The following is a 21,216-nucleotide window of genomic DNA, read 5'->3' as shown; positions in this document are numbered from 1 at the left end:
CCTCGTCTCCACCTGCAGGAGCGGGATCTAACGCCCGGGATGCATGGACGCAACTCGCCGCTCTTGCCGGTTCCATTCCCCATTCCCGTCCTTCAGAAATCCTTCTGCAGGCTCAGGTACACGCCGCGGCGCGGGCCGAACTGCGGCGCGCCGACGCCGATGCCGCTGCCGTCGCGCAGCTCGTAGGTGCGGTCCAGCACGTTGAGCACGGCCAGCTGGGTGTGCAGCTTGCCGAAGCGGTCGAAGGCGAAGTCGTGCGACAGGTTGAGGTTCAACTGGAAGTACGCCGGCAGCGAGGCGCCGTTCGGCACGTCGCCGTCCTTGCGCAGACCGCTGCCGAACAGATAGTCGGCACCGACCCCGGTGCTGTCGTTCAACGCGTAATGGATTCCGCCGGACGAAGTGAGCTTCTGATCGTGGTCGAGGAAGATCCAGTGGTTGTTGACCCAGGCCAGGTCGTCCGGCGCGAAGTTGTACTGGCTGGTGACGATGTGCTTGCCGATGGCCTTGCCGAGCGACGCGTTGAACCAGGCGGACAGCGGCCCGTGCTCGTAGTTGGCGGTGAACTCCACGCCCTTCACCCGGCCCGCTTCGTAGTTGAAGGTGGAGTAGACCAGCGCGGAGCCGAACTGGCCTTCGTCCTGCAGGCGCCGCACCTTGCGGTAATAGGCGTCCACGCCGACGGTCCAGGCCGAACCGATGTTCTGCGAGATGCCGGCGTCGAAATAATCCGAGCGCTCGGCCAGCGGCGTGTTGTTGCCCATGTCCGACACGGCATTGGTGGTGCCGTCGAACTTGGCGATGTTCGAGCTGGCGATCATCTCGGTCGCCGGCGGAGTGAAGTAGCGCGAGTAGCCGGCGTGCACGGTGGTGCTGCCGGTGGCCTGCCAGACCAGGCCCAGGCGCGGGCTCAGCTGGCTCTCGCTGCGCACCAGCTGGTAGCGGTCGCCGCGCAGGCCGTAGTTCAGCGTCCAGTCGTCGCCGATGCTCCATTCGTCCTGCACGTAGGCCGACCAGGTCTTCGCCACGAGGCGGCTGCCGTCGAGAATGTTGATCGGCGTGGTGCTGGTCTGGTTGCCGCCGGCGTCGGCGGGGAACACCCAGGCATTGTTGCCGCTGATGGCGCGCTCGAAGCTGCCGTAGATGCCGTAGCGCAGAGTATGGCGGTCGCCCAGCGGCGTGGCGAAATCGGCCTGCAGGGTGCTGGCGCGGTTGCTGCGGCTGACGGCGGAGGCGACGCCGTTGAACATCAGCTCGCCGATCCGGTCCGGGCTGTAGGCGAGGCTGCTGTAGCGCTGGCCCACCGACACCTGGTAGTCGGTCGCGCCCAGCTTGCCCTGCAGCGCCAGCACGCCGAAGCGGGTGTTCTCGCGCTGGCGGCCGTCGAGCTGCGCGGAGTCGAAGCCCGTCTGGCCGAGGTAGCCGAACTGCGGCTGCAGCCCCGGTCGGTTGGGGATCTGGAAGCGGTTGTTGGCCACCCCGAACAGGAAGCTCAGGCGGGTGTCGTTGTCGATCAGGTAGCTGATGTCGCCGAAGCCCTTGGCCTGGTTGGTATGGTCGTGGATCGGCTTTTTGCCCGGCGTGGGGTTCTCGATGCCGGCATCGTTCTCCAGGTAGTTGCCGGTGAGGAACCAGCTCCAGCGCTCGTTGCTGCCCCACACCGATGCGTTCGGGTTCAGCGTGGCGTTGCTGCCGCCGGTGATGCCGACGCTGCCGCCGTTGCCCAGCTCGCTGCCGCTCCTGGTGGTGATGTCGACCACGGCCGCAGTGCGCAGGCCGTACTGCGCCGGCAGCGCGCCGTCGAGCAGCTTGACGGTGCGGATGGTGCGCGCGTCGAGGCTCTGGCCGAAGCCGCCGATCGACTCGGGGATGATCACGCCGTTGATGCGGTACTGTAGGTTGGCGTGGTCGCCGCGCACGTGCACGCCGCCGTAGGAATCCTGCACCACGCCCGGCGCCTGCAGCAGCACCTGGTTCACCGGCGTGGAGGCGCCCAGCGGCAACTGCGCGATCGCCTTTTGGTCGATCACGTACTGGCTGGAGCCGGTATCCGGCGACAGCCCATTGCGCGCCTGGTCCAGCGCGGCCGAGACCGAGACCGCGCCCAGGTCCTGCACCTTGACCGGCTGCCTGTTGCGGTTGCCGCCGTCGGTCGGGTCGTCTGCGTTCGCGGCGGCGGCGGGGGTGGCGGCACTGGTTGGCGGCGGCACGTCGGTGGCATGGACGGCGCTCGTGCCCAGGGCGATGGCGAGGCTCGCGGCGAGCAGGGAAGGCTTCATCGGCAGTTCCGGCAGAGATAGACGATTGGTTTATTCGGTAATGTTATAACATTACTGAATAATTTCCCGCCCCGCCTGCGCCACAAGTCACGCCTGCCGGCGAATCCGTTGATCCCTGCTTCATGCAACACCCCTAGACTGGCAAGGGCACATGCCGCCAACAGCGACTCCCACGGAACCACGCATGCCCCAGCGCAGCCAGCAGGTACCCGCCGTCATTGCGCCGGCTGAGCACGGCCGGATCGCCGAGGCGATCCTGGATTTCGTGAGCCAGGTGCCTGACAGCAGGGTCGGCAACAGCCAGGATCCCGCCGGCGAGGCACGCCGCCTGGCCAACCACGCGGCCCGGCGCGCCGCACTCGCCGCCGGCTCGCTGGCCTTGCCGCCGGGGCCGCTGGGCTGGCTGACCCTGCTGCCGGAGCTGATCGCGATCTGGAAGCTCCAGGCGCAGATGGTCAGCGACATTGCCGCCGCCTATGGCCACCACGCCACGCTGGGCCGCGAACAGATGCTGTGGTGCCTGTTCCGCCACACCGCAGCGCAGGCGTTCCGCGACCTGGTGGTGCGCATGGGCGACCGGCTGGTGTTCCGGCGCATGTCCTACGCGGTGGTCGAGCGCGTGGCGAAGCAGATCGGCATCAAGCTGACGCGGCGCACGCTCGGCAAGGGCGTCTCGCGCTGGTTGCCGGTGGTCGGCGCGCTCGGCGTCGGTGCGTATGCGTACTACGACACCGGGCAGGTCGCCGCCACCGCGATCGCGTTGTTCGAAGGCGAGATCGCCCTCGAGGATGACAGCTGAGCACCGTCGCGGATGACTCGCTGCCGGCTTTGCGGCAAGCTGGGACTTGTGCAATCGCCGGAGCCGCCCGATGCCGCCACGCCACGATCGTCCCGTCGCGCTGATCACCGGCGCCAGCCGCCGCGTCGGTGCAGTGACGGCGCGCACGCTGCACGCGGCCGGGTACGACCTGGCGCTGCACTACCGCTGTTCCGGCGACGACGCCCGCGCGCTAGCCGACGAACTCGAACGCCGGCGTGGCGGCAGCACCTTGCTGCTGCAGGCCGAGCTGGCCGACTTGCCGGCCCTGCCGGCGTTGCTCGAACAACTGCTGGCGCACTACGGCCGGCTCGACGCGCTGGTCAACAACGCCTCGGCGTTCTTCCCCACCCCGCTGGGCACGGCGACGCCGGCGCAGTGGAACACGCTGTTCGCCTCCAACGCGCAGGCGCCATTCTTTCTCAGCCAGGCGGCGATCCCGGCGCTGCGCGAGGCGCGCGGCGGCATCGTCAACCTGGTCGACATCTACGCCGAGCGGCCGCTGGCGCAGCACACCGTGTACTGCATGGCGAAGGCCGCGCTGGCCGCGATGACCCGCTCGCTGGCGCTGGAGCTGGCCCCGCACATACGCGTCAACGGCGTGGCGCCCGGCGCGGTGCTGTGGCCCAGCGACGGCAAGCCGTACGCCGACCAGCAGGCGATGCTGGCGCGCACGCCGCTGCAGCGCGCCGGCACGCCCGAGGACGTCGCCGGCGCCGTGCTGTGGCTGTTGCGCGATGCGCCGTACGTCACCGGGCAGGTCATCCGCGTGGACGGCGGACGCACCCTGTCGGTGTGAGTGGTGCGGCACGTTCCACCGCGGCCCGACGCTGCCGCCCTTCGGAACGCGGCTAGCCGTCCTGGCGGTCGTACGGACTGACCAGGCCGTCCGCCGAATAGCGTTTGTATTGCCACTGGTACTGCGTGAAAGCCAGCTCCACGCATGCCTGCACACCGCGGTTGAGAGCCGCGCAAGCCGTGTCCAGACTGGGCTCGGTCAGCCCCGCCGGCGCCGGCAGCAGGTGGATGCGGTAGCCGGCGCCACGCGGCAGCCGTTCGGCGAATGCGAACAGCACGGTCGCCCCGGTGCGCGCGGCCAGCCGCGGCAGCAGCACCATGGTCAGCGCGTCGCGGCCGAAGAACGGCGCGATCTGGCCTTCGCCCGCGCGCGGCTTCTGGTCCGGCAGGATGCCGACCGTGCCGCCGGCGGCCAGCCGCTTGTACAGCGTGCGCACGCCGGCACCGTCGGCACGCACCTGCTCTGGCGCCAGCGCGCCGCGCACCTTGCGCAGCAGGCCCTCGATCGCGGCAATCCGCGGCGGCCGGTACAGGATCGCCATCGGCGTCTTGCGGCACAGCCAGTAGTTCAGCAGCTCCCAGCAGCCCAGGTGTGGCGCGGCGACGATCACGCCCTTGCCCGCGGCCAGCGCGGCATCCAGCAGCGCCTCGCCGCGCACTTCGCGTACCAGCCCCAGCGCGCGTTCGGCGCCGGCGCCCCAGACCTTGACGATCTCGCTGGCCGACTTGCCGCTCTCGGCCATCACCTCGCGCAACAGCGCGACCTGCGCCCTGTCATCCAGCTGCGGGCGCGCGATCGCCAGGTTTGCCGCGGTGTTTTGCACCGTGCGGCCGCCACGCCACAGCAGCAGCCGGCCCAGCGCTGCGCCCAGGCCATGCAGCGTGCGCAGCGGCAGCAGCGCCAGCAGGCGCAGCAGCAGGTAGACGAGGTACATGTCGATACGCATAGGGTCGCCAGTGTAGCGGGCGGCGCGCCGCGACCCGCCGACTTGCGCCGAACCGGCAACCTCGTATGCTTTGCCGGTCCTTCGCCTCGCCCCGCCGCCAGAGAATGATCGCCCTGATCCAGCGCGTCCTGTCCGCCAGCGTCAGTGTCGGCGACGAAACGGTCGGCGCGATCGGCCCCGGCCTGCTGGCCCTGGTGGCGGTGCAACCCGACGACGGCGAGGCGCAGGCGAAGCGCATGCTGGAGCGCCTGCTCGGTTACCGCGTGTTCGCCGATGCGGACGGCAAGATGAACCGCTCGCTCACCGACACCGGCGGCGGCCTGCTGCTGGTCAGCCAGTTCACCCTCGCCGCCGACACCCGCTCCGGCATGCGCCCCAGTTTCACCGGCGCGGCGTCGCCCGAGCACGGCCGGCGCTGGTTCGAGCGGCTGCTGGAACTGGCCCGCGCCGCACACCCGGGGGTGGAAACCGGGCGCTTCGGCGCCCATATGGTGATCCGGCTGGTGAACGACGGCCCGGTGACCTTCCGGCTCGACACCGGCTGAACGGCGGGTGCGACGCCTCGCCGGATCGAGCCCGGCGATGCACGGCAATACGGCGGTCTGGCGCGATTTTTGCGTGTCCTCCAGCGATCTTTTTCCACTTGAAAACTGGTCAAAAAAGCAGCACATCGCTATAATGTCCGGTTCTTGAACCCTGCGGCGGTCGGTGAATGAATAGCAAAGCTCCCCACGAGCAACAGTCTGAGATCAAGGCGCTCATCTCCAAGGGCCTGGAGCAGGGTTACCTGACCTACGCCGAGATCAACGACCACCTGCCCGACGACATCGTCGACCCCGAGCAGATCGAAGACATCATGGCGGTGCTCAAGGGCGTCGGCATCGAAGTGCACGACGCCGCGCCGGACACCGACCCGCTGGCCGACAAGGCCGGCAGCAGCACCGACGACGAGGCCGCCGCCGAAGAAGCCGTCGCGCTGCTGTCCGCAGTGGATTCCGAAGTGGGCCGCACCACCGACCCGGTGCGCATGTACATGCGCGAAATGGGCACCGTCGAGCTGCTGACCCGCGAGGGCGAGATCGCCATCGCCAAGCGCATCGAGGAAGGCCTGGGCCAGGTGCAGACCGCGCTGGCCAGCTTCCCGCTGACCATCGAGCTGCTGCTGGAGGAATACGACCAGCATCTGGACGGCAAGCGCCGCCTCAGCGAGATCCTGGCCGGCTTCCTCGACCTGGAGGAAGCCGCCGACCTCGCGCGCAAGGAAAAGGAAGCCGCCGCCCTGCTGGCGCCCGAGCCCGAGGTCGGTGACGACGATGCCGACACCGACGACGACGACACCGCCACCGAGGACGAGGAAGAAGCCGGCCCCAGCGGCCCCGACCCGGAAGAGGTCAAGCGCCGCATGGAACTGCTGCGCGAGCACTACGCCAAGTTCCAGAAGGCCGCGCCGAAAGCCGCCAGCATCACCGACAGGAAGATCGTCAAGCTGCGCGACCTGATGGCCGAGGAGTTCCTCAAGCTCAAGCTGCCCAGCGCGCTGATCGACGGCTTCGTGCGCAAGCTGCGCGAGGTGGTCAACGACATCCGTCACCACGAGCGCGTGCTGATGGACATCTTCGTCAAGCAGGTGAAGATGCCCAAGGCCGAGTTCATCAAGGCGTTCCCCAGCAACGAGGGCAACCTCGAGTGGGTCGCCGAGCTGAGCCGCAAGCGGCAGAAGTGGTCGCCGAACATCAAGGTCCACCGCGAGGCGATCGACGCCGAGCAGGAAAAGCTCGCTGCGATCGAGCGCAAGCTGTTCCTGCCGCTGATCGACATCAAGGACATCAACCGCGCCATGGCTTCGGGCGAGGCCAAGGCGCGCCGCGCCAAGAAGGAAATGGTCGAGGCGAACCTGCGCCTGGTGATCTCGATTGCCAAGAAGTACACCAACCGCGGCCTGCAGTTCCTCGACCTGATCCAGGAAGGCAACATCGGCCTGATGAAGGCGGTCGACAAGTTCGAATACCGCCGCGGCTACAAGTTCTCGACCTACGCCACCTGGTGGATCCGCCAGGCGATCACCCGCTCGATCGCCGACCAGGCGCGCACCATCCGCATCCCGGTGCACATGATCGAGACGATCAACAAGTTGAACCGCATTTCCCGCCAGATGCTGCAGCAGTTCGGCCGCGAGGCCACGCCGGAGGAACTGGCCAAGGAAATGGAGATGCCCGAGGACAAGATCCGCAAGGTGCTGAAGATCGCCAAGGAACCGATCTCGATGGAAACCCCGATCGGCGACGACGAGGATTCCCACCTGGGCGACTTCATCGAGGACGGCAACGCCAGCTCGCCGATCGACTCGGCCACCGAGACCGGCCTGATGGAAACCGTGCGCGACGTGCTCGCCGGCCTCACTCCGCGCGAAGCGAAGGTGCTGCGCATGCGCTTCGGCATCGACATGAACACCGACCACACGCTGGAGGAAGTCGGCAAGCAGTTCGACGTCACCCGTGAGCGGATCCGCCAGATCGAAGCCAAGGCGCTGCGCAAGCTGCGCCACCCCAGCCGTTCGGAACAGCTGCGCTCGTTCCTCGACGTCGAGTAAGCGGCGACGCCGGCATGACGAAGAAGCCCCGCCGACGCGGGGCTTCTTGTTGTCGCCCCGGGAACGCACGACCGGCTCGCCAGGAAGGCGCGGCTCGTCCTTCAGCGACGGCGCGCACCGGACACGTGTTGAAAGCCCGGCCCGGCTTGGGCATGCTCGACGGCCAGGGGGAACGTCATGCAATTTTTTCGGTTGGACCACTTCGCGGGCCATCTCAACGAGACCTTCAGGGTCGAGATCGACCAGATGAGCACGCCCTTCGTCCTGGTCGAGGCGCGGCCACTGCCGTACCAGCCGGTCGCCGGCATGGTGCGCGAGCCGTTCTCCCTGCTGTTCCGCCACGAATCGGCGGTGCTTTTCCCGCAGCGCACCTACACCATGCGCCACGACGGCGTGGGCGAGTTCGGCATCTTCCTGGTGCCGATCGCGCGCGACCGCGATGGCTTCATCTACCAGGCGCTGTTCAACTGAGCATGGCGGCGATCCAGCGCATGCGCAGGTGGCCGCCGATGCCCTCCTCGACGGCGAATCCCAGGCGTTCGTAGAGCCTGCGCGCCGCGGCATTGCGCTGCTCGACATGCAGCATGACGCTGCCCAGGCCATCGCGCAGCGTACTTTGCTGCACCTGCCGCAGCAGCGCCGAACCGATGCCGCGTCCTCGCGCTGCGGCGAGCAGCGCGATGTCGATGACATGGACCTCCCGCGGGTCGCGGTACAGGTACAGGCGGCCGATGGGCCTCCCCGCATCCTCGATCACCAGGTAATCCGCCGGCTGGAAATGCGTGGCGTAGTGCAGGTGCTGCAGTGCGAACTGGCTGTCCAGGAAAGCCTGCCGCACGGCGTCGGGCCACGGTACCGCGGCCAGTTCGGCGGCGCGCACCTCGCCGTAGAGGCGGCGGAGGAACGGCAGATCCTGCTCATGCGCGTCGCGCCAGCCCACCCCTGCCGGAAGGCTTTCCCCCGAGGCGGGCAGCCAGGCCGCCCGGCTCGGGGGAAAGTTCAACGTCCCGGCTGCGCTCACGGGCGCTGAGGAAACACCCCTGACAGCGCGATGCAGAAATTCAGCGTCAGGTACGGCTGCCGGTTTTCGTGCGGCTGGCCGCCACCGGTCATGCCGACCGTCTGGATCGGCAAGGTGGTGTTGACCGCGTTGGTATTGGTCAGCATCGCCACCGACTGCGGCGTGATGACGGCATCGCCGCTGGCCGGAACGCCGGCGCGATTGGCGGCCGTCGGCTGGTTGTAGACGCGCGCGCCGTGGGCATGTGCCGGCATCTCATTGAGCAGCAGGGTGACGCTGTCCGAGCCGAAGGTTTCGCCGACCATGCGTGGCGTCAGCCCGGCGCCCTGGCCCTGGCCACACGCCACGTTGCCGGTGAAGTTCGGCAACTGGTAATTGGTGGTGCCGTTGCCGCCGAACTGGATACCGAGCAGCGAGAACAGCGCCGTGTTCTGCTGGATCGGCATCAACTGGCCCTGGCACAGGGCCCAGTTCTGGGGCGCGAAGTTGAAGCCGTAGATCTGGATCTCGCCAATGAAGGGATCGCTCATGAATGATGTCCTTGTAGTCGGTCGACGGCGCTCAACCCTGCGACGGGTAGACGCCGGCCCAGGCGATGCAGAAACGCGCGGTCAGCGTGGGCATGGTGTTGTCGTGCGGCTGACTGCCCCCCACGGAACCGACGGCCGTCGCGGCCAGGTCGCCGCTGGCGATGCCGGAGGTGCTGTCCGTGTACAGCGTGTCTCCGCTGACGGCCCCCAGCTGGAGTGTGGCGGACGGCGCGGCGGAGCTTGCCGCCGAATCCGCCGCGTAGAAGGCATGGCTGTGGGCCGGCAGCTGGTTCGGCAGCAGCGTGACCGTCTCGGTGCCGGCCAGCTGGCCCAGCACGTAGGTTCCCATGCCCGGCCCCGCACCCTGGTGGATCGGCACGCGGCCGCGCAGGTCGGGCAGCGCAAAGGTATTCACGCCGTCGCCACCGTAAACGGTGCCGACCAGGCTGAACAGGACATCGTATTCCGAGATGGGCAGCAGGCGGCCGTCGCAGTCGAACCAGCCATTCGGTGCGAAGTTGTAGGGAAACAGGCGGATCTCGCCAACGTAAGGTGTGGACATGGCGGGAGCTCCGGTCAGCTGCGCGAGGGGAAGATGCCATTGAGCGCGATGCAGAAGTTCAGCACCGTGTATGGCTGCAGGTTCGAATGCGGCAGCGTCTGCCCAGCGTCGTCGAGCACGTTCAGCGGAATCTGCGGGCCACCGGAGCTGCCGTAGATGCTGAGCGAGCCGGCGGCACCCAGCACGCCGTTGCCGGGAATGCGCGTGGTGCCCGCGGCGGTGTTCGCGTTGAAGGCGTGATTGTGGGCAGGAATCTGCCCGCTCGACAGCGCGACGTTCTCGACGCCGCCGACCTGGCCGACGTCCGTGCCGTTGCTGGAACCCAGCGGGGTGCGGCTGCGCAGGTCGGGCAAGGCAAAGTTCGTCGTGCCGTTGCCGCCGAACTGGGTACCCAGCAGCGAGAACAGCGCCTGATACTGGTTGATCGGCAGCAACTGGCCGTTGCAGAAAGCGAATCCCTTGGGCGCAAAGTTGAACGCCACCGGCATCACCTGCCCGAGAAAGGGTTGCGACATGAGTGATTCTCCCCTTGGATGGTTCCGGCGACAGGTCCCCGGCCGGCCCGCGCACTCTTGCGCATACCCGACGGCTTGACAAGCTCTTCGTGCACAAAGCCACAATATGCCGCGGCCGCCCTCGAGGGGCACTGAAAGGAAAAGACAGAACCGCCAGGCAGGGCTCACGACCGTCCGGCGAAGAGGTCCGGTACCGTGGCTGCTCGTTCGCGAGCCACGGCAGCTTTCACAACGCGCCGCCAGGCGTCCGCCCAACGGAACACGGGCAAACAGGGGACAAGTCATGTGGCATCCGGAGTCGAAGCATCGCGACGCGATGCGCCATGGGCTCGGCCGTAGCGTATTCGGCCGGTGGACAAGTTTCCTGCTGGTGTGCGGCATGCTGGCGCTGCCGGGCCTGTCGCGTGCGGTCTGCACGGCCTATACGCCGTCCAATGCCTCCTCCGGATCGCCGATGGCGCCCGGCACGACGATCAGCATGGACGTCACGGCGTGCAGCGCCAGCCCCGGTTTCGGCATCGGCAACATCACGTCGCCGGCAAACCACGGCACGGCGACAGTCACCAGCAACGCGGCCTCGCAGATCAGCTACTCCAACAACAACGACGGCGCCACGACGGATACCTTCCGGTACGACGATGGCTCGGGCATCAATTTCGTCACGGTGACGGTACACATCGCCCCGAAGACCTCGCCCATCACGCTCTCGCCGGCGACGATGCCCTCGGGCACCGTAGCCGTCAGCTACGCCACCCAGACCCTGAGCGCCACCGGCGGCACCGCGCCGTACACCTTCGCCGTCACCAGCGGTTCTTCCCTGCCGCCGGGTCTGACGCTCAGCGGCAACACGATCTCCGGCACGCCGACCACGCAGGGCAGCTATGCGTTCTCGATCACGGCCACCGACAGCACCAGCATCACCGGTACGGCGAGCTATTCGGTCTCCATCGGTGCGCCGAGCGTCGCCGTCACCAACACGCCCACGGCGGCGGTCATCAACCGACCCTACAGTTTCACGCTGACCGCCGCCGGCGGCACGCCGCCGTACACCTACACGCTGGACGGCGGCACCACGCTGCCAGCCGGCCTGACCCTGGCCAGCAACGGCACCATCAGCGGCACGCCCACTGCGAGCGGCACTACCAACTTCACCGTGCGCGTCACGGACAGCAGCGGCGCCCCCGGGCCGTACTTCTCGGCCAACAACCTGTCCATCACCGTGCAGAACCTGCCGCCCCCGGTCGCCAACCCGGTGAGTGCCACGGTGGCCTACGGCAGTACCAGCAACCCGATCACCCTCAACTTCACCGGCGGTGCGCCGGCCTCGGTCGCCGTCGCTACACAGGCTGCGCACGGCACCGCCACCGCCAGCGGCACCTCGATCACCTACACGCCCGCCGCCGGCTACGCCGGCCCGGACAGCTTCACCTATACCGGCACCAACGCCAGCGGCACGTCGTCACCGGCCACGGTGACCATCACCGTACCGCCGCCGACCATCAGCTACACGCCGGCCAGTCCGCCGCCGGCCACCGTCGGCGCGGCCTACAGCCAGTCGCTCGCCAGCGCGAGCGGCGGCACGGCGCCGTACACCTACGCCATCGCCTCCGGCAGCCTGCCGGCGGGCATCACGCTGGCCAGCAACGGCACGCTGTCGGGTACGGCCACCGCGGGTGGAAGCTTCAATTTCACCCTGACCGCCACCGACAGCAGCACCGGCACCGGTCCGTTCAGCGCCACCAGCGGCTCGCTGGCGCTGACGGTGAACGCCCCGACTATTTCGATTGCGCCTGCCTCGCTGACCAACCCTGGCGTGGCCGCGGCGTATTCGCAGAACGTGACGGCCTCCGGCGGCGCCGCTCCGTATGCCTATGCCGTCACCGCCGGCGCGCTGCCGCCTGGCCTGACCGTCAGCAGCACCGGCGCGATCACCGGCACGCCGACAGCCGCCGGCAGCTTCAATTTCGTCATTACCGCGACCGACAGCAGTACCGGCACCGGCCCCTACACGGGCAGCCGCGCCTACGGCATCACCGTGGGCGCACCCACGCTGACGCTGGCGCCCGCATCCGGGACGACCATCAACGGCACCGCCGGCTCGCCGGCAAGCGCCACGTTCGCCGCCGCCAACGGTACCGCGCCATACAGCTATGCGATCGTCGCGGGCACCCTGCCGCCGGGCGTGACGCTGTCGTCCGCGGGCGCGCTGTCCGGCACGCCGACCGCGGCAGGCAACTTCAACTTCACCGTGCGGGCCACGGACAGCTCGACCGGCACCGGCGCGCCCTTCACCATGTCGGGCAACTACACCCTCGCCGTGGCCGCGCCGACCATCACGCTGTCGCCGGGCACCCTGCCGGCGCCGGCGGTCGGTAACGCGTACAGCCAGGCGATCACCGCATCCGAAGCCAGCCCATCCACCTTCACCTACAACGTGAGCTCCGGCCTGCTGCCGACGGGCCTGTCGCTCAACGTCAACTCGGGAGTGATCAGCGGCACGCCGACCGCGGGGGGCAGTTTCAACTTCACGCTCACCGCGACTGACAGCGGCGGCTTCACCGGCAGCCAGGCCTACAGCGTCACGGTCGGCGCCGGCACGGTGGTGCTGGCCCCGGCGGCGCTGGCCAACGCCACGGCGGAAACGCCCTACACGCACACCTTCACCGCCAACGGCGGCACCGCGCCGTATGCCTACACGCTGACGGCGGGCGCGCTGCCGGCGGGCCTGGCGCTATCCTCCGGCGGCGTGCTGTCCGGCACGCCCACAGCTGCCGGCAGCTTCAACTTCACCGTGCAGGCCACGGACAGCTCGACCGGCGCCGGCGCACCATTCACGGCCAGCCAGAGCTACGCGCTCACCGTGGCCGCGCCGACCATCGCGATCACGCCGACCACACTGCCGGCGGGCACCGCTGGCGCTGCCTATAGCCAGAGCTTGAGTGCCGCCGGCGGCAGCGGCGGCTACACCTTCAGCCTCGCCTCCGGCGCGCTGCCGCCCGGCATCACCTTGAGCAGCTCGGGCACGGTGTCCGGCACGCTGACCACGGTGGGCAACTACAACTTCACCATCACCGCGACCGACGGCTTCGGCTTCACCGGCAGCCGGGCTTATACCTTCATCGTGGCCGCACCGACTATCACCATCACCCCGGCCACGTTGCCGAACGGCCAGGCCAACGTCGCCTACAGTCAGGCGCTGGGCGCGAGCGGCGGCAACGGCAACGGCAGCTACACCTACAGCCTCGCCTCCGGCGCGCTGCCGCCCGGCATCACCTTGAGCAGCGCCGGCACCGTGTCCGGCACGCCGACCACGGCCGGCAACTACAACTTCACCGTCAGCGCGACCGACGGCTTCGGCTTCACCGGCAGCCGGGCCTACACGTTCACCGTGGCCGCGCCGACCATCACCATCACCCCAGCCACATTGCCGAACGGCCAGGCCAACGTCGCCTACAGTCAGGCGCTGGGCGCGAGCGGCGGCAACGGCAGCTATACCTACAGCCTCGCCTCCGGCGCGCTGCCGCCCGGCGTCACCTTGAGCAGCTCGGGCACGGTGTCCGGCACGCCGACCACGGCCGGCAACTACAACTTCACCGTCAGCGCGACCGACGGCTTCGGCTTCACCGGCAGCCGGGCTTATACCTTCATCGTGGCCGCACCGACCATCACCATCACCCCGGCCACGTTGCCGAACGGCCAGGCCAACGTCGCCTACAGTCAGGCGCTGGGCGCGAGCGGCGGCAGCGGCGGCTACATCTACAGCCTCGCCTCCGGCGCGCTGCCGCCCGGCATCGCCTTGAGCAGCGCCGGCACCGTGTCCGGTACGCCGACCACGGCTGGCAACTACAACTTCACCGTCAGCGCAACCGACGGCTTCGGCTTCACCGGCAGCCAGGCCTACTCGCTGGGCATCGACCCGCCCGTGCCGGTCACGGTGAACGACACCGCCGCGACACCGGCCAACTCGCCGGTCACCATCGCGGTCACGGCCAATGACGCCGGCCCGATCACCAGCATCGCGGTGGCGCAGGCGCCTGCGCACGGCACGGCGGCGGTCAGCGGCCTGCATGTGGTGTACACGCCGTCGGCCAGCTTCTTCGGCAGCGACAGCTTCACCTACACCGCCACTGGCCCTGGCGGGATTTCGTCGCCGGCCACGGTCAGCGTCTCGGTGACGCCGCTGGCCGTGCCGGTCGCGGCGGCGCAGAGCGTCTCAGTACTGGCCGGCGCGTCGGTCACGATCCATGCGGCCACGGGTGCGAGCAACGGCCCATTCACTGCCGCTGCGGTGGTGAACACGCCAGCCTCGGGTACGGCGGCGGCACAGGGCACCGACATCGTCTACACCGCCGCCGCGAACGCCTCGGGCGCGTTCGGCTTCGACTACACGCTGAGCAACATCTTCGGCACCTCGCAACCGGCCCACGTCACAGTGACGGTCAACCCGCGTCCGGTGGCAGCCGCGCTGACGGCAACGGCGAACGCCGGCACCACGGTACAGGTCGACCTTGTCGCGCAAGCGCACGGTGGTCCGTTCACGGCTGCGAATGTGGTGTCCATTTCGCCGGCGAACGCCGGTTCGGCCACCATCGTATCCACCGGCGGCGGTGGCTACGCGCTGGCGTTCACCTCCGCCGCCAGCTTCGATGGCGTGGCGCAGATCGCCTATACGCTGAGCAACGCGTTCGCTACCTCCGCGCCGGGCACGGTCGACGTTACCGTCATGCTGCGCAGCGATCCGTCGAAGAATGCCGAAGTGCTGGGCGTGCTGGAAGCGCAGGCCGAGGCGGCACGCCGCATGGCGATGGGCCAGATCGGCAACTTCCAGCGCCGCCTGGAAAGCCTGCACGACAGCGGCAGCCGCGCCGGCTTCAGCAACGGCATCACCATGAGTTCCGCCAGCAGCCAGCGGCGCAGCGACACGCTGGCCGGCCTGCAGCAGCAGGTGATGGGCGGCGGCGGCGATCCCTTCCTGGCGCCCGCAGACGCCCCGGCAACCGTTCCTGCAGCCTCCAGTGGCGGCGCGCCAGACGGCCTTGCCTTCTGGGCCGGTGGCGCGATGAACTTCGGCAAGCTGAAGCCCGGCGCCAGCTACAACGGCGTCGACTTCACCACCTCGGGCCTCAGCCTGGGCGCGGACAAGCAGCTGACCCAGTCGCTCGCGCTGGGCCTGGGCGTCGGCTACGGCCACGATGCTTCCGACATCGGCCAGCATGGCAGCCGCAGCACCGTGGACAGCTACAACGTCGCCGCCTACGGCAGTTACCGGCCCGGTGAATCGGCCTACATGGACGCGCTGGTCGGCTACCAGTGGCTGCAGTTCGACGCGCGCCGCTTCGTCACCGACAACGGCAACACGGTGCGCGGCAGCCGCGACGGCAAGCAGTGGTTCGCCTCGTTCTCGGTGGGCTACCGGCACCAGGCGGACGACATGCTGCTCACGCCCTACGGCAGGCTGGACATCGCCCGCGCGACGCTCGACGGCTACACCGAAACCGGCGACGCCGTGTTCGCACTGAGCTACCGGGACCAGACCGTCAAGACCAGCACCGCCACCGTGGGCCTGCTGGCGCGATGGACGGTCCAGCGCGACTACGGCGTATGGGCGCCGCAGCTGCGCGCGGAGTTCGGCCACGACATGCAAGGCTCCAGCCAGGCGGCGATGCGCTATGCGGACCTGCCGTCCGGTCCGCTGTACCAGGCCACGCTGGCCCGCCAATCCCGCAACCATACCTTGCTCGGCGCAGGCATCGCGCTGCAGACGCTCAAGGGCTGGTCGCTGCGCGCGGAATACCAGAACCAGCTGGACAACACGAGCCGCGACAACCAGAGCATCCTGCTCAGCGTACAGAAGACGCTGCCACCGTGACCGGCACGGCGGCAGCGACGAACGTCGTTGCCGCCGTCCCCGCGCCGGACCCCGCGACGAAGCGTTCCACCAAGGCGGAGCTTCTTCGTCGTGGCCGTCCCGATCCACGTCGTCGAACGATTGCTCCCGCGCGATCCTGCCGCCGTCCACACGGTACGCGCCGATCCTGCTCGTCCGGGCGAGGTCCGGCGGCCGACTCGAAACTCACCGCCGACCGGCACGCAGTCCGCCCCGCGCCTCCTCCGGCACCGCCCAATCGCCGCTACGCCATCCGCACCTACGGTAAACTGCCGCCCTTGCATGGGCCTATAGCTCAATGGTTAGAGCAGAGGACTCATAATCCTTTGGTTCCAGGTTCGAGTCCTGGTGGGCCCACCACGAATTTGCGCAAGCCCAGGCTTTTGTTCTGGAAAGCATAGTTTGGCCTGAATGGCCAACTTATGCTTTCCAGAACGCATAGTCGGACCGGTGCTTGGGCAAATGGCTAAGCCGCGACGCCCCCGCTTTGAGTAGCGGGACGGTTTAGAGTCCGGAGTCACTTTAACTGCTTCGCATACGCGGCGGGTGTCGGCCCGTCCAGCGCCTTCTTTGGTCGTTCCTCGTTGTATTCCCGCCGCCAGCCTTCGATCTCGGCGCGTGCGTGCAGAAGGCTGGGAAACCAGTGCTCGTTGAGGCATTCGTCGCGCAGCCGGCCGTTGAACGATTCGATGTAGGCGTTCTGGTTCGGCTTACCCGGTTCGATCAGGCGCAGCTGCACGCCGCGGGCGTGCGCCCAGATGACCATCGCCTTACCGCAGAACTCCTTGCCGTTGTCGCTGCGAATCACCCGCGGCAAGCTGCGGCTGAGCGTCAGGCGATCCATCACACGTGTCACGCCCATGCCGGAGATCGCCCGCTCGACCTCGATGACGACCGCCTCGTGGGTGGCGTCATCAACGACCGTCAGGCACTTGAGGACACGGCCTTCGGCGGTGCGATCGAACACGAAGTCCATCGACCAGACCTCGTTGGCGGTCTTCGGTCGAGCCAGCGGTTGCCGCTCGGTAACGGGCACCTTCTTCCGCTTGCGCCGCCGCACCTGCAGCTTCGCTTCCCTGTACAGCCGTTCCACGCGCTTGTAGTTCACCAGTAGCCCCACCTGCCGCAGTTTTAGATGGATCATCCCCACGCCGTAGCGCTTGTGCCGTTGCGCCAGGGCCAGGATGCGTTGCCGGAGCTCCACGTTGCGGTCCGGCCGTGTGGCATAGTGATACGCGCTGGCGCTCATGCCGGCGATCGCCAGCGAACGCCGCTCACTCAATCCCTGGTTGACCATCTGTCGCACCAGCTCGCGTCGCGCCGGTGCGCTCACCACTTTTTTCGCAGGGCGTCCTTGATGACCTCGTTCTCAAGCACCTGCTCGGCCAGCAGCTTCTTCAGCCGTGCGTTCTCCGTCTCCAACTCCTTCAGCCGCTTGGCGTCCGGCACGCTCATGCCGCCGAACTTGCTGCGCCACAAGTAGTAGGAGGCCTCGCTGAAGCCGTGCTGCCGGCACAGCTCCTTCACCGGTATGCCGGCCTCCGCCTCGCGCAGGAAACCGATGATCTGTTCTTCGGAAAAGCGCTTCTTCACGTCCAATCTCCTTCAGGTGGGGGATTGGACTCCAAACCACTGTGCTACTCAAAACCGGGGGGGCGTCGGTACGGCACAGATGACCGGAAGCTAGAAAAGCGAATGCCCGCACAGAGCGGGCGCTCTTCCTAACTCACGATTTCAGTCGACTCAGCTGGAAGGCTGATTGTGACCAGATGTGCTGGCGTCAATCTGATGGGCAGCGAACCGCTGCATCTCCCCAACTAACGCTTAGATATCCTAGATTATTAGGAGTTTTATCTGATGGAATGTCTATATCAACGATGATTCGACCTTTGCATAAGGTCGTTTCATTGTCGTTCCTAGCTTTCCCATCGACCCACCCACTGTTGTGCATTTCCTGCGTCATTTTCTGTGTCATTTCATCATTCAATGGAGGAGATACAATATCCCTCTCCACAAGTAAAAAAGTTGTCTTATTCAATACCCTAAAATTGGATGCTTGACTGACTCCCATAGACTGAGCCACATCCTTTGAAACTTGCTTAAGGTACGCGACGCTCGGTATTCCTTCCTTATTCAAATGTGTGACACGCGCCATCACAAGAAAACCAATCAACGCAATGCATATTAGGATTGCAATCTGGGCAAACTTATTTCTGATAATCATCATTTTCCATTTCCACCATATTGCAGCAATGGAACGCCGCCGCCGCTTGGGGTGGCAGTAATACCCATGCCCAGCCCAAATTGTGTAGCTGTGCCGCTTCCAGGTGAGTACACCTCTGTGGCGCCCGCATAGTAGTACGCTCCTGCAGACATGCTGAACCCATGTAGAAGATTGTCCGTCATTCTTCGGCGCTTGGATAAATCTTCGCATCTGGAATTAAGAAAGCCGACATCAGCGGAAAAGCTAGGCTTAAATAAATTCTCCAAGTTTGTGTAATTTCTAGAGATGTTAAAGCTACCAAACAGGGTGTCGCCGCTAGCACTCAAACTCGCAGAAAAAATGTACCAAGAGCCTGAAACCTGTGTGTAGTCCGGCGCGAACTGTTCGCCGAGTTGCATACATCCCCGCGCACTCATGCCAGCACACAAGTCCGTATCTGCTCTAAGGCCGGACCGATCAGTGAGGGTCAGGGGGTTATTGCCGACGTAGGCATATGTATTGATTCCACCCGCCAACCCGATCGGATCGCTCTCGACGTAGCGCCCGATGTAAGGATTGTAGTCCCGCTCGCCGTTCTGCCACATCCCGCTTTCGGTGTCTTGATACTGGCCAGGAAACCCGAGGTTGAAGGTTCGCCACACGTTGGTCGTGACCTGACTCGTGAAGGGAAGGCCGTGCGCCTGCCACACGACAGCACGAGTATTCGGGTCGGTCACCGCCATCGGCCGTCCCGTCTGATCGGCATGCACCGGATACTTCCCGCCATTGACAATCGCCGCCACCAGCCGTCCGTTCAACCACACGTAATCCATCCACGTCCCGCTCTGGTCCTCAGCCAGCAACGTCCCGCTCCGATCGGGCGCAAAATACGTGGTGACCCCCGACGCACTCATCTTGCGAAAGCGCTGGCCCTCTGGACCGATCACATAGCTCGTCCCGTTCGCGTTGACCAGACGGTGGAACGGGTCGTACTGGTACACCACGGTACCGTTGGCCGTAGTGATAGCGCCCTCGGCATCGTAGCCCCAAGTGGTATTCCAAGTTCCCGACAGGGTGGCCAGACGGTTGCTCGTGGCTGCCATGGAATAAGTGGTCGTGTTGCTGTTGACCACTTGGTGAGTGCGGTTACCAGCGGCATCGTAGGTGTAGCTCTCGTTGTCTGCGCCGGAAGTTTCCGTGGTGAGATGGCTCATCGCATCGTAGCCGAGGGTCTCGGTCATCGAACCATCGAGTCCGTTGGTGATCTGTGTGATCCGGTCCGCCGCATCGTAAGTGAAAGCCAGATTCTGCACGCCAGGCACGTTGATACTACCCAGCCGGCCATCGCTGTCGTAGACCAGTGTGTTGGTCAGTCCATTACTGGAGGTCCACGACGCCATCGCCGTACCGCCGGGCCGGTAGGTCACCGCACTGACCGCGCTGGCCGAGGTGCCACCCACCGTGAAGGTGACGCCCGACACCGCCCCGTTGGTGTAGCTGTACGTGGCGTTGTTGCCGTCGGGGTACACCACGCTCGCCACGTGGCCCACACTGTCATAACTGTAGCCTAGCGCGTAATTGGTGCCTCCGATTGAAAAGCCGCGACCGGTGATCCAGCCCTCCGGCGTGTAGGTGTATGACGTGGTGCCGTTGCCATCGCTCATACTGCATGGCCGGCCGATACCGTGCGTACAGCTGTCGTAGGTGGCGCTCTGTGTCAGGCCACCAGCACTGATACTGATGGGGCGGTTGAGCGTGTCGTAACCATAGGTCGTCTGAACCCCATCGGCCCGCGTCAGGCTCGCACGGCGGCCATAGATGTCGTAGGCGAAGGTCGTGGTGCCGGTGTCCGGACTGGACTGGTTCCAGAGTTGCCCGAGGCCGTCGTAAGCGTACGTGGTGACCAAGTTCCGAGGACCAGTGACCGTGATGACATGATCGCCGAGGTCGTAGGTGTACTTGGTGATGCCGCCATTTGGGTCAGTCGACTGGGTTACGCGATTCAGTGCATCGTATTGATACGTAGTGGCATGATTGAGCGCATCAGTCACCGACATCACATTGCCGTTCACGTCGTAGACATACGTGAGGGTTTGCCCATGCATGCCTTGCCGCTGGTACAGGCGGCCCAGCCCGTCGTAGCTCGCCGTTTCCTTAGCACCGATGTCGCTACCTCTCGCCACGGTATGCGTGATGACATCGCCGTTCGCGTCGTAGGCAAAGCTTTCGGTGGACGTGCCATCCTTGTCGTTGAGCGTAGCGCTGGTGACCTGCATGTAGGCATTGCGAGTGATGCCGGACACCAAATTGTCGGGAGCCGTCACGCTCGCAGGCAAGCCGAATCCGTCGTAGGTATAGGTCCACGTCGCCGCCACGCCGTTGGGATGCCGGACGATGCTAGCCACCCGGCCACGCGCATCGTAGGTGTAATTGGTCGCGTCGCCGTTCGGGCCGCTGATCTGACCGGGAAGACCCAACAGGGTATAACTGCTGTACGTCGTGGTATGCCCCAGCGCGTCGGCGACCGTGGCAAGGTTTCCAAGGGAGTCGTACGTGTAAACGTCCGTGTTGCTCCCATTCAACGAGGGGTGAGTTACAGAACGGGTTTTGAGCATGCCGTTGGCGTAATACGTATAAGCATAGGTTGTCGTAAGCGCCGGCTGCGTTCCGACCGTCGTTAGGTTCTTCAGCGTCTGCGAGGCCAGCCTGTTGTTGCTGTCGTAGGTGAAGTCGGTTTCGGATAGCCCTTCGACCTTGATCGATAGGGGCCGGTCCATGCCTGCCGTGGTATCCCATGTGAAATCCGTTATGCGCTGCGCTGCTGTTCCTGCCGCCTCGGTCTTCTGCTGCAGCAAGCCAGTGGCCGCGTAGACGTAATTGGTGGTGTTGCCGTTGTTGTCGGCGGAGGTCGCCAAGTTGCCGTTGGCGTCATAGGTGTTCTGGGCAAACGAAGCGTCGCAATGCAAGGAAGCACCTGATTAGCGACGACGCTCAGCCATGAAAATTGTCGACGGCGCGCAATTTCGTCTCTGGCCAAGGCTTGCACAGGGTCATGGCGCGCGCCAGT

Annotated in this window: 15 protein-coding genes and 1 tRNA gene; 7 read left to right on the top strand and 9 right to left on the bottom strand. The window is 66.3% G+C overall.

The genetic code is table 11. From position 1 onward, the window contains the following. Window positions 1-92: 92 nt before the first annotated feature. Window positions 93-2,279, bottom strand: coding sequence for a TonB-dependent receptor (locus RHOOR87_RS0117525; protein ID WP_027485770.1), 2,187 nt, complete (start codon window positions 2,277-2,279; stop codon window positions 93-95). Window positions 2,280-2,463: 184 nt separating this feature from the next. On the opposite strand from RHOOR87_RS0117525, the gene RHOOR87_RS0117520 reads away from it, so the two are divergent. Together RHOOR87_RS0117520 and RHOOR87_RS0117515 are read left to right on the top strand one after the other, a co-directional pair. Then, the gene (locus RHOOR87_RS0117520; RefSeq protein WP_015446525.1) at window positions 2,464-3,078 is read left to right on the top strand and encodes a hypothetical protein; all 615 of its coding nucleotides are present in this window, start codon (window positions 2,464-2,466) and stop codon (window positions 3,076-3,078) included. Between the two features lie 70 nt (window positions 3,079-3,148). Next, a complete protein-coding gene (locus tag RHOOR87_RS0117515; RefSeq protein ID WP_007508877.1) occupies window positions 3,149-3,895 on the top strand; it encodes a pteridine reductase in 747 nt (248 codons plus the stop codon). A gap of 52 nt (window positions 3,896-3,947) precedes the next feature. On the opposite strand, the gene RHOOR87_RS0117510 is transcribed toward RHOOR87_RS0117515, so the two are convergent. After that, on the bottom strand, window positions 3,948-4,841 hold the full coding sequence (locus RHOOR87_RS0117510) for a lipid A biosynthesis acyltransferase (protein ID WP_027485768.1): 894 nt from the start codon (window positions 4,839-4,841) through the stop codon (window positions 3,948-3,950). A 104-nt stretch (window positions 4,842-4,945) separates the two neighbouring features. Here RHOOR87_RS0117510 and dtd point away from each other — a divergent pair, with 104 nt between their 5' ends. The 3 genes from dtd (at window position 4,946) to RHOOR87_RS0117495 (ending at window position 7,902) form a co-directional block, all read left to right on the top strand. Next, complete coding sequence (gene dtd / locus RHOOR87_RS0117505) at window positions 4,946-5,386, top strand: D-aminoacyl-tRNA deacylase (protein ID WP_027485767.1); 441 nt, start codon at window positions 4,946-4,948, stop codon at window positions 5,384-5,386. Window positions 5,387-5,553: 167 nt separating this feature from the next. Beyond that, complete coding sequence (gene rpoD, locus RHOOR87_RS0117500) at window positions 5,554-7,431, top strand: RNA polymerase sigma factor RpoD (RefSeq protein WP_007508871.1); 1,878 nt, start codon at window positions 5,554-5,556, stop codon at window positions 7,429-7,431. 177 nt (window positions 7,432-7,608) lie between these two features. After that, complete coding sequence (locus RHOOR87_RS0117495; protein WP_007508868.1) at window positions 7,609-7,902, top strand: hypothetical protein; 294 nt, start codon at window positions 7,609-7,611, stop codon at window positions 7,900-7,902. Here RHOOR87_RS0117495 and RHOOR87_RS0117490 read toward each other — a convergent pair. Genes RHOOR87_RS0117490 through RHOOR87_RS0117475 form a run of 4 tightly spaced genes read right to left on the bottom strand, consistent with a single transcriptional unit; the run spans window position 7,895 to window position 10,059 of the window. After that, complete coding sequence (locus tag RHOOR87_RS0117490) at window positions 7,895-8,452, bottom strand: GNAT family N-acetyltransferase (protein WP_027485766.1); 558 nt, start codon at window positions 8,450-8,452, stop codon at window positions 7,895-7,897. The two genes, RHOOR87_RS0117495 and RHOOR87_RS0117490, sit on opposite strands and share 8 nt — an antisense overlap. Then, window positions 8,449-8,982: a tail fiber protein gene (locus RHOOR87_RS0117485; RefSeq protein WP_007508865.1), complete on the bottom strand. Its 534-nt coding sequence runs from the start codon at window positions 8,980-8,982 to the stop codon at window positions 8,449-8,451. The genes RHOOR87_RS0117490 and RHOOR87_RS0117485 overlap by 4 nt, the downstream gene beginning before the upstream one ends. Window positions 8,983-9,013: 31 nt before the next feature. Continuing rightward, on the bottom strand, window positions 9,014-9,544 hold the full coding sequence (locus RHOOR87_RS0117480) for a tail fiber protein (RefSeq protein WP_007508863.1): 531 nt from the start codon (window positions 9,542-9,544) through the stop codon (window positions 9,014-9,016). 14 nt (window positions 9,545-9,558) lie between these two features. Further along, entirely contained in the window at window positions 9,559-10,059 is a 501-nt protein-coding gene (locus tag RHOOR87_RS0117475; protein WP_007508861.1) for a tail fiber protein, read from the bottom strand. A gap of 283 nt (window positions 10,060-10,342) precedes the next feature. Here RHOOR87_RS0117475 and RHOOR87_RS0117470 point away from each other — a divergent pair, with 283 nt between their 5' ends. Next, the gene (locus RHOOR87_RS0117470) at window positions 10,343-15,928 is read left to right on the top strand and encodes a putative Ig domain-containing protein (RefSeq protein WP_027485765.1); all 5,586 of its coding nucleotides are present in this window, start codon (window positions 10,343-10,345) and stop codon (window positions 15,926-15,928) included. A 302-nt stretch (window positions 15,929-16,230) separates the two neighbouring features. Further along, window positions 16,231-16,306, top strand: a tRNA-Ile gene (locus tag RHOOR87_RS0117465). A 157-nt stretch (window positions 16,307-16,463) separates the two neighbouring features. Here RHOOR87_RS0117465 and RHOOR87_RS0117460 read toward each other — a convergent pair. The 3 genes from RHOOR87_RS0117460 to RHOOR87_RS19410 form a co-directional block, all read right to left on the bottom strand. Next, window positions 16,464-17,539, bottom strand: a protein-coding gene (locus RHOOR87_RS0117460) for an IS3 family transposase (protein ID WP_155950977.1) whose coding sequence is annotated in 2 segments (ribosomal slippage) — window positions 16,464-17,284 and window positions 17,284-17,539 — 1,077 coding nt in all. Because the reading frame shifts where the segments join, the coding sequence is not laid out codon by codon here. 187 nt (window positions 17,540-17,726) lie between these two features. After that, on the bottom strand, window positions 17,727-18,173 hold the full coding sequence (locus tag RHOOR87_RS20530) for a hypothetical protein (RefSeq protein ID WP_155950976.1): 447 nt from the start codon (window positions 18,171-18,173) through the stop codon (window positions 17,727-17,729). Continuing rightward, window positions 18,170-21,115, bottom strand: coding sequence for an RHS repeat-associated core domain-containing protein (locus tag RHOOR87_RS19410; protein ID WP_231381830.1), 2,946 nt, complete (start codon window positions 21,113-21,115; stop codon window positions 18,170-18,172). Before RHOOR87_RS19410 ends, RHOOR87_RS20530 begins: the two co-directional genes overlap by 4 nt. Between the last annotated feature and the right edge of the window lie 101 nt (window positions 21,116-21,216).

It is taken from the genome of Rhodanobacter sp. OR87 (genome assembly GCF_000473345.1).
In the GTDB taxonomy this organism is placed as follows: Bacteria; Pseudomonadota; Gammaproteobacteria; order Xanthomonadales; family Rhodanobacteraceae; genus Rhodanobacter; species Rhodanobacter denitrificans.
Note: the sequence above shows the minus strand (reverse complement) of the source record. Positions and strands in the feature narration are given on the sequence as shown.

Excerpts from the sequence above, each read along its gene's own strand:
- RHOOR87_RS0117525 (WP_027485770.1), bottom strand. The coding sequence starts at position 2,279 with ATGAAGCCTTCCCTGCTCGCCGCGAGCCTCGCCATCGCCCTGGGCACG.
- RHOOR87_RS0117520 (WP_015446525.1), top strand. The coding sequence starts at position 2,464 with ATGCCCCAGCGCAGCCAGCAGGTACCCGCCGTCATTGCGCCGGCTGAG.
- RHOOR87_RS0117515 (WP_007508877.1), top strand. The coding sequence starts at position 3,149 with ATGCCGCCACGCCACGATCGTCCCGTCGCGCTGATCACCGGCGCCAGC.
- RHOOR87_RS0117510 (WP_027485768.1), bottom strand. The coding sequence starts at position 4,841 with ATGCGTATCGACATGTACCTCGTCTACCTGCTGCTGCGCCTGCTGGCG.
- dtd (WP_027485767.1), top strand. The coding sequence starts at position 4,946 with ATGATCGCCCTGATCCAGCGCGTCCTGTCCGCCAGCGTCAGTGTCGGC.
- rpoD (WP_007508871.1), top strand. The coding sequence starts at position 5,554 with ATGAATAGCAAAGCTCCCCACGAGCAACAGTCTGAGATCAAGGCGCTC.
- RHOOR87_RS0117495 (WP_007508868.1), top strand. The coding sequence starts at position 7,609 with ATGCAATTTTTTCGGTTGGACCACTTCGCGGGCCATCTCAACGAGACC.
- RHOOR87_RS0117485 (WP_007508865.1), bottom strand. The coding sequence starts at position 8,982 with ATGAGCGATCCCTTCATTGGCGAGATCCAGATCTACGGCTTCAACTTC.
- RHOOR87_RS0117480 (WP_007508863.1), bottom strand. The coding sequence starts at position 9,544 with ATGTCCACACCTTACGTTGGCGAGATCCGCCTGTTTCCCTACAACTTC.
- RHOOR87_RS0117475 (WP_007508861.1), bottom strand. The coding sequence starts at position 10,059 with ATGTCGCAACCCTTTCTCGGGCAGGTGATGCCGGTGGCGTTCAACTTT.
- RHOOR87_RS0117470 (WP_027485765.1), top strand. The coding sequence starts at position 10,343 with ATGTGGCATCCGGAGTCGAAGCATCGCGACGCGATGCGCCATGGGCTC.
- RHOOR87_RS20530 (WP_155950976.1), bottom strand. The coding sequence starts at position 18,173 with ATGATGATTATCAGAAATAAGTTTGCCCAGATTGCAATCCTAATATGC.